We start from the raw sequence: 12,719 nt of genomic DNA on the forward strand, positions 1-12,719 counted from the left end.
CAAACTCCCCCAGACTTCGTCCGGGGGGACCCCCACGGGGCCTGATTGTGCTGGTGAGCCGCACATCTCCAGCCTCGCCGGCGTTTGAGGCGCGGGGTCTGGGGCGGAGCCCCAGTTCAGGGAAGGGGCGGGTAGGGGAAAGCCCCGCCGCAGGCGTTACGCCCGACCCTTCCGCAAGCCAAAGCCCACCAGCACCGCCGCCCCCACCACAATCGCCGCGTCGACCCCCAGCACCACCCGCACGCCGTCGAACAGCGAACCCTGCGTCGTCGCCAGCACCCCCAGCAGCGGGATGCCGATCGTGATGCCCACCTGCTGCGTCGTCGTGACCAGACCCGTCGCCAGGCCCTGTTCCTCGTCCGGGACGCCCGACGTCACCGTCAGCCCGTACGAGATGATCGCGCCCAGATGGCACATGCTCGCCAGCGACACCGCGGCCGTCGCGAGCAGCGCGCCCGACTCGGCGCCGAGGCACAGCAGTGCCGCCACGAACAGGCCCTGGCCGAGCAGGGAGTAGACCAGGGTGCGCCGGGCGCCGAGGCGACCGATGACCTTGGGGGCATAGGTACCGGCGACGGCCGAGAGGACGCCCTGGACGCCGAAGACCAGACCCGTCCGGAACGCCGAGAGGTCCAGGGTCTCCTGGAGATACAGGGTGAGGACGAAGACGACCGTGCTCATCATCGAGAAGGTGACCAGGCCCCCGAGATTGCCCCAGGCCACCGTCCGCCGCCGCAGCATCGGCAGGGAGACCAGCGGGGCGGCCGACCGGGACTCGACCACCCCGAAGGCGATCAGCAGCGCGACGCCCGCGACCAGCGTGTCCACGACGTCCGCGCCGCCGAAGCCGCGCTGCGCCGCCGTGGACAGGGCGTAGATCACCGCGAGCAGACCGCCGGTGACGGTGATCGCGCCGGGCACGTCGAGCCGAGGCCGGTCCGGTGTACGCGACTCGGGCAGCAGCCCCGGCGCCAGCGGCAGGACGATCAGGGTGAACAGGGCCAGCAGACCCATTGTGGAGCGCCAGCCCAGCGTGTCGGTCATCACGCCGCCCAGCACCATGCCGACGGTGAAGCCGAGCGACAGCAGCGTGCCGCTGATGCCCAACGCCCGGTCACGCTGCGGGCCTTCGGGGAAGGTGGTGGTCAGCAGGGCCATGCCGGTCGGCACGATGACCGCCGCGCCGAGGCCCTGCAACGCCCGCCCGGCCAGGAACGCCGCCGGGTTCCAGGCGAGCGCCGCGAGCACCGATGCCGCGCCGAAGACGGCGAGCCCGGTCAGGAAGAGCCTGCGCCGCCCGTACAGATCGGCGATCCGGCCGAACAGCAGCAGAAAGCCGCCCGACGGCAGCGCGAAGGCCGTGACCGCCCACTGCAGGGCGGACTGACTGAGCCCCAGGTCCTTGCCGAGGTCGGGCAGCGCCACATTCAGTACGGAGAAGTCCAGGGCGACCATGAACTGCGCGGCGCACAGCACGAAGAGGATCAGTCGCGCGCGGCCGGTGAGCTTCGGCGGAGCCGTCGCTGGGGGAGTGGGGACGGAGGTGTCGATTGCCATGGTCAACACCTTCGGTCTCCAGGAATAGCCATGGGGAGCGGGAACTTATCCTGTTGGTCGGACCACCAGGCAGACGGACAGGGGGAGTACGTGGCCGCGTCGGTCGAGCACAATGTGATGAAGGCGCACCGCCTCGGTGAGCTGCGCGAGTTTCTGATGAGCAGGCGCGCCCGGATCAGCCCGGCCGAGGCGGGCCTCCCGGACGGCGGGGCCCGCCGTCGTACGCCCGGACTGCGCCGGGAGGAGGTCGCCGTCCTCGCGGGCGTCGGCGTGTCCTGGTACCAGTGGCTCGAGCAGGGGCGGGACATCACCGTCTCGCCGCAGGTCCTCGACTCGGTGGGCCGGGTGCTGCGGCTGAGCAGCACCGAGCGCCGCCATCTCTATGTACTCGCCGGGCTCAACCCGCCCGCGCCCGAGGTCGATCCGGGCGATGCGGACATGTGCGCCGGGCTGCGCAGGCTGATCGACGCCTGGATGCCGTACCCCGCGCACATCATGGACCGCTACTGGAACACGATCATGTACAACGACGCGGCCGGGATGATCCTCGGTATGCGCCCCGACCTCGTGCAGAACTGTCTGGTCGCCTTCTTCACCGACCCCATCTACCGTGCGCGGGCGACGAGTTGGGAGCAGAACGCGCCGTATGTCGTCGCGCAGTTCCGCGCCGCCTGCTCCGATTGCCCGGACGACGAGGGCTTCAAGGCGGTGGTCGAGGAGGCGAAGGCGGTCAGTGACGAGTTCACCGAGCTGTGGGAGCGGCGCGACATCGCCCCCGGCGGCCAGGTCCGCAAAGAGATCGAGCACCCGCTGGTCGGCACGCTCTTCGTGGAATCGACCCAACTGCGGGTCCCGGCCCGCCCCGACCTCGCGATCGTGATGCATACGGCGCTGCCCGAGGCGGACACGGCGCAGAAGCTGGAGTGGCTGGCGAGCCCGGAGGGACGCCGGGGCTCCATGTATCCCGTGGCGGGCTGACCAGGCCGTCTATGCTCGAGCCATGACGCAGAGCACCGACCTCGGCCCCGAGGACCGCAAGATCATCACGCTGGCGCGCAGCGCCCGGGCCCGCAACGGTGTGCCCGAGGGCGCTGCCGTACGGGACGAGACCGGACGTACCTACGTCGCCGGGACCGTGGACCTGGACTCGCTCAAGCTCAGCGCCCTGCAGACCGCCGTCGCCATGGCCGTCGCCAGCGGCGCGAAGTCCCTGGAGGCCGCGGCCGTCGTCTCGGCGGCCGAGGCCGCTTCCGACGCGGACCGCGCGGCAGTACGCGACCTGGGCGGGCCCGCGACCCCGGTGCTGCTCGCCGGGCCCGACGGGGAGCTCAAGGCCTCGGTGGCGGCGGGCTGATGCGCCTCGCCTCGACGGCAGCGCGGCGCCGGCGGCTGTTCGCCTGGGTCGCGCCGGCGGGCTCCGGCACCGTCGGGATCGGCAAATTCGTCGAGGGGGTCATGATGCCCGCGGCGGTGACAGCACGACTGTGACAGGAATCGGCGTCAGCGATCCGGTGGCGCCGATTCCCCTTCCGGCCTGCGAGAACGCGGATCTTGACAGTATCTGATGGGTCATCAGACGGCGCATTTCGATTCCATTGACTTCTTTCGGCCCTCACGCGTCAATGGCCGCCGGCATTCCTCAGAAGATCGGCGCAGCGACCGGCTCGGTCGCCGTCGGCAGACGTGCACGAGTCGGCGGGGGATCTCTTTATTCGCGCTGCCGTGCTGGTCGCGCTGCTGCTTGCGGCGGCCGTGACGGGTGCGGCGGTGTGGGCCCGGGCGCGGCGTGGGCGGGCGCGCGTCACCGAGGGCGTCTGGCATCAGGGAGAATGGGCGCCATGAGCGCTCGTACCCAGTCTTCCGAAGCCCCCCACCGGGCCGGCTTCGCCTGCTTCGTCGGCCGCCCCAACGCGGGCAAGTCCACCCTCACGAACGCTCTCGTCGGCCAGAAGGTGGCGATCACCTCCAGCCGGCCGCAGACGACCCGGCACACCGTGCGGGGCATCGTGCACCGCCCGGACGCGCAGCTGATCCTGGTCGACACCCCTGGCCTGCACAAGCCGCGCACGCTGCTCGGCGAGCGTCTGAACGACGTCGTGCGCACCACCTGGGCCGAGGTCGACGTGATCGGCTTCTGTCTGCCCGCCGACCAGAAGCTCGGCCCCGGCGACCGCTTCATCGCCAAGGAGCTCGCGGGCATCAAGAAGACCCCGAAGGTCGCGATCGTCACCAAGACCGACCTGGTCGACTCCAAGACCCTCGCCGAGCAGCTGATCGCGATCGACCGGCTCGGCCAGGAGCTGGGCATGGAGTGGGCGGAGATCGTCCCCGTCTCGGCGGTCGGCGGCAAGCAGGTCCAGCTGGTGGCCGATCTGCTGATCCCGCTGCTGCCGGAGGGTCCCACGCTCTACCCGGAGGGCGACCTCACGGACGAGCCCGAGCAGGTCATGGTCGCGGAGCTGATCCGCGAGGCCGCGCTGGAGGGCGTACGGGACGAGCTGCCGCACTCGATCGCGGTGGTGGTGGAGGAGATGCTGCCGCGCGAGGACCGCCCGGCGGACAAGCCGCTGCTGGACATCCACGCGAACGTCTACATCGAGCGCCCCAGCCAGAAGGGCATCATCATCGGCCCGAAGGGCAAGCGCCTGAAGGAAGTCGGCGTGAAGTCCCGCAAGCACATCGAGGCGCTGCTGGGTACGCCGGTCTTCCTGGACCTCCATGTGAAGGTCGCGAAGGACTGGCAGCGGGACCCCAAGCAGCTGCGCAAGCTGGGCTTCTGACCCTCACGGGGTGAGCTCGGCGCATTCGGCCCCGGCCCGCTTGCGCGCCTTGTGGGCCGCGATGCTGTGGATGCGGACGCGTTTCGGCGTCCGGGGCGTTGGGGCATCGGGCCGGCCGGCCAGCGCCTCCTCGTGGTCGGCCGCGCCGACCCCCGCGGCCGTCGAGTCGCCGAGCACCAGTAACCGCAGCGCCGGGCCCGCCCCTTGCGTAAACCGCTGTCACCCGCCGCTTCCGGCAGCCGCCGCACGCGTGTCCGCAACACCCTCTTGGTCAGCAGCATGGTCCCCGCATCCCGTTGAATAACACCGTTATAGCCATAACAGCGTTACGCTGCTGCTGTGTCAGCCCCGGAACCCGTACGCCGCCGACTCCTCGACGAAGCCGCCCGCGTCCTCGCCGACGAAGGCCCCGCCGCTCTCAGCGCCCGCCGCCTGGTCAAGGCCGTCGGCGCCTCGACCATGGCGGTCTACACCCACTTCGGCTCCATGCCGGCGCTCGTGCGCGAGGTGATGCGCGAAGGGTTCGAGCGCTTCAAGGCCCGGACCGATGTCGCACGGCCCACCGACGACCCGGTCGCCGACCTGTACGCCATCTGCCACGTCTACCAGGAGTTCGCCCGTGCCGAGCCGGACGTCTACGCCGTCATGTTCGGCGGATCCCAGCTGGCCGGCTTCGAACTCACCGACGCCGACCGGGAGATGGGCACCGGCATGCTCCGTGTCCCCTACGGTGTGATCCGCCGCTGCACCGACGCCGGCCGCTTCCGGGACGGCGACGCGTCGCTGCGGGCCTGGCAGCTCTGGTGTCAGATGCACGGTCTCGCCCAACTGGAGCGGGCGGGCTACTTCACCGGCCCGCGCACCCCGGACGAGACCCTGTTCGCACTCGTCCGGGACTTCGCGATCGGTCAGGGGGACAGTGTCGAAGCGGCGACCGCCTCCGCTCCCGACTCCCTCAGGAACCTTCCTTGAGGACGAGCGAGATCAGCTGTCGCTGCGCCTCGGACAGCCGGGGGTCGGCGCAGTACACCGTCCGCCCGTCGACCGTGATCTGGTAGCTGAACCCGTCCGGCACCCCCGCGGGTGGCGTGCCCCGGCCGTCGGCCACGGCCTGCTCGGCCAGGGCGTGCCACTCGCCCGCGTCGGTCCGCCCGGTGGTGTCCACCTCGGTGACCCGCTCGATGCCGGCGAATCCTCCTGTGCGCCTTACCTGGATACGCATGGGTTCTGTCTAGTACGAGAACGGCTCAGCTGCTAGGTACCCCGACCTGGGACCACGCCTTCAGCAGAGCCTCCTGCTCCGCGCCCTCGCCGTAGCGCGCGCGGGCCGCGGCCACCGTGAGGGCGGCGAAGTCCGAGAACTGTGCGGTCGTCGCCAGCTCTCCACCGGTCAGTACGTCGTACCAGATCTGGCCCGCCCGCTCCCATGCATTGCCGCCCAGTGCGGTGGCGACGAGGTAGAAGGCATGGTTCGGGATGCCCGAGTTGATGTGGACGCCGCCGTTGTCGCGACCGGTTTTGACGTAGTCCTCCATCGTCGCGGGCTGCGGGTCCTTGCCGAGGACATCGTCGTCGAACGCCGTGCCCGGCTCCTTCATCGAGCGCAGGGCGACACCGGTGACATTCGGCCCGAGCAGGCCCGCGCCGATCAGCCAGTCCGCCTGGTCGGCGCTCTGGCCCAGCGCGTACTGCTTGATCAGCGAGCCGAAGACGTCCGACATGGACTCGTTCAGCGCGCCGGACTGGCTGAAGTACTCCAGGTTCGCCGTGTACTGCGTGACCCCATGGGTGAGCTCGTGCCCGATCACGTCCACGGGCAGGGTGAAGTCCAGGAACAGATCGTCGTCCCCGTCGCCGAAGACCATCCGATGTCCGTCCCAGAACGCGTTGTCGTACTTCTCGCCGTAGTGGACGGTCGCGTTCAGCGGCAGGCCCGAGTCGTCGATCGAGTGACGTCCGTACACCTGCAGATACAGGTCGAAGGTCGCACCGAGGCCCGCGTGCGCGCGGTTGACCGTGGCGTCCGTGGCGGGCTGGTCGTTCTCGGAGTGCACCTTCCTGCCCGGTACGGTCTCGCGGTGCCCGGCGTCGTAGATCGTGCGGTTCGGCCGGTCCGAGACGGTGGCGCTCACGCTCGGAGCCAGGCCGCGGACCGTGGTGATCCGGCGGCGGGTGCGCTGGAGGGCGTCGTGTTCGAGAGTGCGGGCCGCCGACTCGGCGATCGCCGGGTCCTCGGCGCGGGCCAGTTTGTCGAGGACATGGGGCGGCACGATGGTGCAGAAGACCGGGTTCACCCGGCGGGCGTTGGAGTTCATGCAACGGGACTGTGGCACTGGGTCATGGAGCTGTCACTAGTTGCCACCATGATTAGTGAAATGGAGTGATGCACCACTGTTTGGGCGTAACCGGAATGGTGTCCCGCATACTGATACGGGACAGCCGTCTTCTCGCCACTCGGTTACGCTTCTCTGCATCATGCGTTTCGGGCTGCTTCTTCTTAGCTGCCGCGGCGAGGGCCTGTAGTCGTAGGCCGACCCCCTCCCCGCGGGATCTGGTGCTGCTTCGACTCAGTCGGCCGTCCTACTTGATGGACCCCGAGGAGCCCTACGCAATGTCTGACAACTCTGTCGGTCGCCCCACGCCCGTCACCAACGCGACCCACACCCAGAAGCCGTCCGGGATGCCGATCCACAAGTACGGCAAGTACGAGGCCGTGGACATCCCCGACCGCACCTGGCCGGACAACCGGATCACCAAGGCGCCGCGCTGGCTGTCGACCGATCTGCGCGACGGCAACCAGGCCCTGATCGACCCGATGTCGCCCGCCCGCAAGCGCGAGATGTTCGACCTGCTGGTGCGCATGGGCTACAAGGAGATCGAGGTCGGCTTCCCCTCCTCCGGCGAGACCGACTTCAACTTCGTACGCTCCATCATCGAAGAGGGCGCGATCCCCGAGGACGTGACGATCTCCGTCCTGACCCAGGCGCGCGAGGACCTGATCGAGCGCACCGTCGAGTCCATCGTCGGCGCCCACCGCGCGACCGTGCACCTGTACAACGCCACGGCACCCACCTTCCGCCGGGTCGTCTTCCGCGGCTCGAAGGACGACATCAAGCAGATCGCCGTGGACGGCACGCGGCTGGTGATGGAGTACGCGGAGAAGATCCTGGGCCCCGAGACGACCTTCGGCTACCAGTACAGCCCGGAGATCTTCACCGACACCGAGCTGGACTTCGCGCTGGAGGTCTGCGAGGCCGTCTGTGACGTCTGGCAGCCCGAGGCCGGCCGCGAGATCATCCTCAACCTGCCTGCCACGGTGGAGCGTTCGACGCCGTCCACGCATGCCGACCGCTTCGAGTGGATGTCGCGGAACCTGACGCGCCGCGAGCACGTATGCCTGTCGGTGCACCCGCACAACGACCGCGGCACCGCCGTCGCCGCCGCCGAGCTGGCGATCATGGCCGGCGCGGACCGGATCGAGGGCTGTCTGTTCGGGCAGGGCGAGCGCACCGGCAATGTCGACCTGGTGACGCTGGGCATGAACCTGTTCTCGCAGGGCGTCGACCCGCAGATCGACTTCTCGCAGATCGACGAGATCCGTCGTACGAGCGAGTACTGCAACCAGATGGAGATCCACCCGCGCCACCCGTATGCGGGCGATCTGGTCTACACCGCCTTCTCCGGTTCCCACCAGGACGCCATCAAGAAGGGCTTCGACGCTCTGGAGGCCGACGCGGCCGCCCAGGGCAAGACGGTGGACGAGATCGAGTGGGCCGTGCCGTATCTGCCGATCGACCCCAAGGACGTCGGCCGTTCCTACGAGGCGGTCATCCGGGTCAACTCGCAGTCCGGCAAGGGCGGTATCGCCTACGTCCTGAAGAACGACCACAAGCTGGACCTGCCGCGCCGGATGCAGATCGAGTTCTCGAAGATCATCCAGGCGAAGACGGACTCCGAGGGCGGCGAGGTCACGCCAAAGGCGATCTGGTCGGTCTTCCAGGACGAGTACCTGCCCAACCCGGACAATCCGTGGGGCCGTATCCAGCTGCGTTCCGGCCAGAGCTCCACCGACAAGGACGGCACCGACACGCTGAATGTCGAGGCGGTCGTGGACGGCACCGAGACCGTGCTGACCGGTACCGGCAACGGCCCGATCTCGGCCTTCTTCGAGGCGCTGAACGCGGTGGGCGTGGACGCGCGGCTGCTGGACTACCAGGAGCACACGATGAGCGAGGGCGCGTCCGCGCAGGCCGCGTCGTACATCGAGTGCGCGATCGACGGCAAGGTGCTGTGGGGGATCGGTATCGACGCCAACACGACCCGGGCGTCGCTGAAGGCGGTTGTCTCCGCGGTGAACAGGGCCGCGCGCTAGGACGGGCGGGGCTCGCCCCGTATCTTCGTTCTCCATCGCCGGACGGGCTTGAAATCGAGCCCGTCCGGCGACTCATGTCAGGGCGAGGAATCGGCCATGTCCCGGCGTCCTGCTTCCGGGGTGCTGACGCCACATCGTCGCTGTGGCTAACATCACGTCAACGCGGCAATGTTGCCGGAGCATTACGGAGGTGCGACGTGCAGCCAGACCAGGGACCGTTCGGCCGAAAAATGCTGGTCTGCGGCGTTCATACCTCCTGGAACACGGTCGGCGACGGCGAGTTCTTCTGCCCCGACTGCGGAGGCGATCGCAACTACCGCCGCCGCACCGGCAGACGCCGCTTCACCTTCCTCGGCCTGCCCCTGCTGCCGCGCGGCGCGGCAGGCCCGGTCATCGAATGTGCCGCCTGCCACGGCCACTTCGGCACCGACGCCCTCGACCACCCCACCACCGCCCGCTTCTCCGCGATGCTCCGCGACGCCGTCCACACCGTCGCCCTCGCGGTCCTCGCCTCCGGAGGCACCTCCTCCCGCCCGGTCCGCGACGCCGCCGTGGCCACGGTCCGCGCGGCCGGCCTCGACGACTGCACCGAGGACCAGCTCACCGGTCTGATCGAGGCGCTCGCGGCGGACACCGGTCGCTTCGTCGCCGACACCGGGCCCTATGGCGCGGCGCTCGCCATCGAACTGCACGAGGCGCTGGAGCCGCTCGCACCGCATCTGGCTCCCGCGGGCCGCGAATCGATTCTGCTGCAGGGTGCGCGTATCGCCCTCGCGGACGGTCCGTACAGCCCGGCGGAGCGTGATGTGCTGACCACGGTCGGTACGGCGTTGCAACTGGGCGCGGACGACACGGCGCGGCTACTGGCCACGGCCCGCACGCCGTTCTAGTACGCGGTCCGCGCGCCGCCCGCTTACGTGGCTCCCGCACGTGGCGTACTCCCCCGGGAGTAATGCGCGCCCGGGGCCACCCGCGCCCTCGGCCGCGTGTCCTCAATCGCCGGACGGGCTTGATTGCCCGGCCCGAACTTCCGGCTCGCCCGGGCATTTCAAGCCACGTGGGGGTCCCCCCGGACGAAGTCTGGGGGAGATTGAGGCGCGGGGGTCCGGGGCCGAGCCCAGGGTTACGCCCCGCTCGCGCGCAGCATCTCCTCGCGGGGGACGATCTTCACCCGGTCCCGCCCCTCCGCCTCGCCCCGCGCCCGCTCCGCCGCGTCCAGGCGGTGCCAGCCTTCCCACGTCGTGTAGCGAACGCCCCTGCCCTCAAGGAAGTTGACGACCGCGTCCTCGCCGGGCGCGACCGGCGTGTGCAGCCGCCCATTCCCGTGGTCCTCCAGCAGGTTCGCGACCGTCTCATTCGCGTCGCCCTTGGTGTGGCCGATGAGCCCGACCGGTCCGCGCTTGATCCAGCCGGTCACATACGTCGACTGCACATGCTCGCCGCATTCGATCACCCGTCCGCCCTCGTGCGGCACAGTGCCGGTGAGGAAGTCGAAGGGAAGCTTGGGCAGTTCGTCGGAGAGATAGCCGACCGCCCGGTAGACGGACTGCACGTCCCATGTGCGCATCTCGCCGGTACCGGTGACATTGCCGGTGCCGTCCAGCTGTGTCCGCTCCGTACGCAGGCCCACCACCTTGCCGTCCTCGCCGACGACTTCGGTCGGGGACTCGAAGAAGTGCAGGAACAGCTTGTGGGGGCGGTCGCCGGCATCCCGGATCGCCCAGTTCTCCAGCGTCTTCGCGACCATGTCCGCCTGCTTGTTGCCCCGCCGGGTGGCGATGGAGCCCTCGTCGTAGTCGATGTCCTCGGGGTCCACGATGACCTCGATGTTCGGCGAGTGGTCGAGCTCGCGCAGCTCCATCGGGCTGAACTTGGCCTGCGCGGGACCGCGCCGCCCGAAGACATGGACCTCGAGGGCCTTGTTGGCGGCGAGACCTTCGTACACATTCGGCGGGATCTCGGTCGGCAGCAGCTCGTCCGCCGTCTTGGCGAGAATACGGGCCACGTCGAGCGCGACATTGCCGACGCCGAGTACGGCGACCTTCTCCGCGTCGAGCGGCCAGCCGCGCGAAACGTCCGGGTGGCCGTCGTACCAGGACACGAAGTCCGCGGCCCCGTACGAGCCGTCGAGTTCGATGCCGGGGATGTCGAGCGCCCGGTCCGCGTCCGCGCCCGTGGAGAAGATCACCGCGTCGTAGAACTCACGCAGATCGTCCAGGCCGATGTCGCTCGGGTAGTCGACATTTCCGAAGAGGCGTATCTGCGGCTTGTCGAGCACCTGGTGCAGGGCGGTCACGATGCCCTTGATCCGGGGATGGTCGGGTGCGACGCCGTACCGGATCAGCCCGAACGGCGCGGGCATCCGCTCGAAGAGGTCGATGGAGACACCGGGCTCGACGGCGGCCTCGGACTTCAGCAGTGCGTCGGCGGCGTAGATCCCGGCGGGGCCGGCACCGACGATCGCGATCCGCAGAGGGCGGGGCATGAATGGTTCCCTTCGAACGAGGTCCATGGGGCGTGACCGGCGAGTGAGACGGCCTGGCGCGTGCGGAGGGAGCCGGCTCTCCTACGCCACCCTGGCAACAGCGCTCCCGCCGCGGTACCCGCCCCGTACCTATGAACCCATAAGCCTGGTCTATGACCCGGCACCCGACAGAAGAGCCAGGTAAGCACACCCTAACCTTCGGCCCGTGACCCACCGCCACGGCCCCCGCCTGGCCTCATCTGGCGCCGCCGGGCATCACGCGGCACGCTGGGACCAGGAGGATGTGCCCGGGCAAAGGGGCCCCCGCAATGAAAGCTGTCGCAGGCATGGCACCCGGCGGTCGCCTCGACGCCGCGCTCGAAAGCCCGATCGTCGGGATGTCCCCGTGGATCATCTTCTCGGTCCTCGTCGGACCGGGCCGCTTCGAACTGGCCGTAGGTCTCGCCCTCGCGGTGGCGGTCGCGCTCCTCATCGCGACGCGGAAGCGCCGGCGCGGCAGCTCGGTCAAGATCCTCGAAGTGTCGGACATCGTCTTCTTCGCCCTGCTCGCCGCGGTCGGAGCCGCCGCCTCGCCGGGCACCCACCAGTGGCTGGAGACATACGCGGGCGAGATCTCCAACCTGGCGCTGGTGGTCATCGCCTTCGGCTCCATGGCCGTACGGGTGCCCTTCACGGTGCAGTACGGACGGGAGCGCGTCGGCCCCGAATACTGGAAGTCGCCCGAATTCCTCAGCATCAACTACGTGATCACCGGCGTCTGGGGCGCGGCCTTCCTGGTGGCGGCCATCGCGGGCGGCTTCGGGGATCTCGTCCTGCACAACGCGAACAACCTCTGGACCGCGTGGATCATCCAGATCGTGGCGATCGTCACCGCGCTCAGTTACACCGAGTGGTACCCCCAGCTCGTCCGCAGCCGCACCCGCACCGGCGAGCTCCCGCCACCGGTGCGCAGTCTGCTGATCCCGCTGGTCGGCTTGATCATCCCGGTGGGCGTGGTCTCCCTGATCTTCGACGCCGCGGCGTCCTGGTTCGGCGTCGGACTGATCCTCATCGGGGTGATCCTGGCCCGCGCCATCAACAAGGACACGGAGATGGAGCAATCCAGCCGCGGACACCATCGACGAAAGCGGTCCCACTGGCGGCTCCGATGAGTTCTGCTGCCCCGCGCCGTCCTAACTGCATGGACAAGGAATTCAGCGCAACGCTGCAGAAGAGCCCGGAGAAGGGCGGCTGGACCTACCTGGTGTGGTCCGAGTCCGTCGAGTACTTCGGCACCCGGGGCCTGGTCAAGGTCCGCGGGACGATCGACGGTCATCCGTTCCGCAGCTCGTTCATGGCGCTCGGAGACGGCACGCACAAACTGCCGGTGAAGGCGGATGTGCGCAAGGCGATCGGCAAGGAGGCCGGCGACTCGGTGACCGTGCATCTTGAGGAGCGCGTGGCGGATTGACCCTCCGATGGCCGTCGGCCGCTGTCCGTACGGGACAATGGCGCCATGAGCCTGTTCCGTGATGACGGCGTCGTG

13 protein-coding genes are annotated in these 12,719 nt (G+C 69.3%); 8 read left to right on the top strand and 5 right to left on the bottom strand.

Going from position 1 to position 12,719, the window contains the following annotated elements; all coding sequences use genetic code 11:
• Positions 1-156: 156 nt before the first annotated feature.
• The gene (locus ACQEVG_RS06040) at positions 157-1,557 is read right to left on the bottom strand and encodes an MFS transporter (RefSeq protein ID WP_432978134.1); all 1,401 of its coding nucleotides are present in this window, start codon (positions 1,555-1,557) and stop codon (positions 157-159) included.
• Between the two features lie 117 nt (positions 1,558-1,674).
• Between ACQEVG_RS06040 and ACQEVG_RS06045 the strand changes: the two genes are divergently transcribed.
• The 3 genes from ACQEVG_RS06045 (at position 1,675) to era (ending at position 4,337) form a co-directional block, all read left to right on the top strand.
• On the top strand, positions 1,675-2,535 hold the full coding sequence (locus ACQEVG_RS06045) for a helix-turn-helix transcriptional regulator (protein ID WP_432985098.1): 861 nt from the start codon (positions 1,675-1,677) through the stop codon (positions 2,533-2,535).
• A gap of 22 nt (positions 2,536-2,557) precedes the next feature.
• Complete coding sequence (locus ACQEVG_RS06050) at positions 2,558-2,911, top strand: cytidine deaminase (protein ID WP_432978137.1); 354 nt, start codon at positions 2,558-2,560, stop codon at positions 2,909-2,911.
• Between the two features lie 484 nt (positions 2,912-3,395).
• Positions 3,396-4,337: a GTPase Era gene (gene era, locus ACQEVG_RS06055; protein WP_432978140.1), complete on the top strand. Its 942-nt coding sequence runs from the start codon at positions 3,396-3,398 to the stop codon at positions 4,335-4,337.
• A 3-nt stretch (positions 4,338-4,340) separates the two neighbouring features.
• Here era and ACQEVG_RS06060 read toward each other — a convergent pair whose 3' ends face one another.
• The gene (locus ACQEVG_RS06060; protein ID WP_432978143.1) at positions 4,341-4,514 is read right to left on the bottom strand and encodes a hypothetical protein; all 174 of its coding nucleotides are present in this window, start codon (positions 4,512-4,514) and stop codon (positions 4,341-4,343) included.
• A 162-nt stretch (positions 4,515-4,676) separates the two neighbouring features.
• On the opposite strand from ACQEVG_RS06060, the gene ACQEVG_RS06065 reads away from it, so the two are divergent.
• Entirely contained in the window at positions 4,677-5,309 is a 633-nt protein-coding gene (locus tag ACQEVG_RS06065; RefSeq protein ID WP_432978146.1) for a TetR/AcrR family transcriptional regulator, read from the top strand.
• On the opposite strand, the gene ACQEVG_RS06070 is transcribed toward ACQEVG_RS06065, so the two are convergent.
• Positions 5,293-5,559: a protealysin inhibitor emfourin gene (locus ACQEVG_RS06070; protein WP_432978149.1), complete on the bottom strand. Its 267-nt coding sequence runs from the start codon at positions 5,557-5,559 to the stop codon at positions 5,293-5,295. The genes ACQEVG_RS06065 and ACQEVG_RS06070 overlap by 17 nt on opposite strands.
• A gap of 25 nt (positions 5,560-5,584) precedes the next feature.
• Positions 5,585-6,652 carry a M4 family metallopeptidase gene (locus ACQEVG_RS06075; protein WP_432978152.1) on the bottom strand — a complete coding sequence of 356 codons (1,068 nt, stop codon included), beginning with the start codon at positions 6,650-6,652 and terminating at the stop codon, positions 5,585-5,587.
• 296 nt (positions 6,653-6,948) lie between these two features.
• Between ACQEVG_RS06075 and leuA the strand changes: the two genes are divergently transcribed.
• Together leuA and ACQEVG_RS06085 are read left to right on the top strand one after the other, a co-directional pair.
• Positions 6,949-8,709 (top strand): 2-isopropylmalate synthase, encoded by a 1,761-nt coding sequence (gene leuA / locus ACQEVG_RS06080; protein WP_432978155.1) that lies wholly within the window; start codon positions 6,949-6,951, stop codon positions 8,707-8,709.
• Positions 8,710-8,939: 230 nt separating this feature from the next.
• Positions 8,940-9,599 carry a TerB family tellurite resistance protein gene (locus ACQEVG_RS06085; protein ID WP_432985101.1) on the top strand — a complete coding sequence of 220 codons (660 nt, stop codon included), beginning with the start codon at positions 8,940-8,942 and terminating at the stop codon, positions 9,597-9,599.
• Positions 9,600-9,832: 233 nt separating this feature from the next.
• Here the strand turns inward: ACQEVG_RS06085 and ACQEVG_RS06090 are convergent, their stop codons facing one another.
• Positions 9,833-11,194: an FAD-dependent oxidoreductase gene (locus ACQEVG_RS06090; protein WP_432978158.1), complete on the bottom strand. Its 1,362-nt coding sequence runs from the start codon at positions 11,192-11,194 to the stop codon at positions 9,833-9,835.
• A gap of 308 nt (positions 11,195-11,502) precedes the next feature.
• Here ACQEVG_RS06090 and ACQEVG_RS06095 point away from each other — a divergent pair, with 308 nt between their 5' ends.
• Together ACQEVG_RS06095 and ACQEVG_RS06100 are read left to right on the top strand one after the other, a co-directional pair.
• On the top strand, positions 11,503-12,345 hold the full coding sequence (locus ACQEVG_RS06095) for a hypothetical protein (protein WP_432978161.1): 843 nt from the start codon (positions 11,503-11,505) through the stop codon (positions 12,343-12,345).
• Between the two features lie 29 nt (positions 12,346-12,374).
• Complete coding sequence (locus ACQEVG_RS06100) at positions 12,375-12,644, top strand: DUF1905 domain-containing protein (RefSeq protein ID WP_432978164.1); 270 nt, start codon at positions 12,375-12,377, stop codon at positions 12,642-12,644.
• The last annotated feature ends 75 nt before the right edge of the window (positions 12,645-12,719 follow it).

The organism is Streptomyces sp. CA-135486 (genome assembly GCF_050936555.1).
GTDB lineage: Bacteria > Actinomycetota > Actinomycetes > Streptomycetales > Streptomycetaceae > Streptomyces.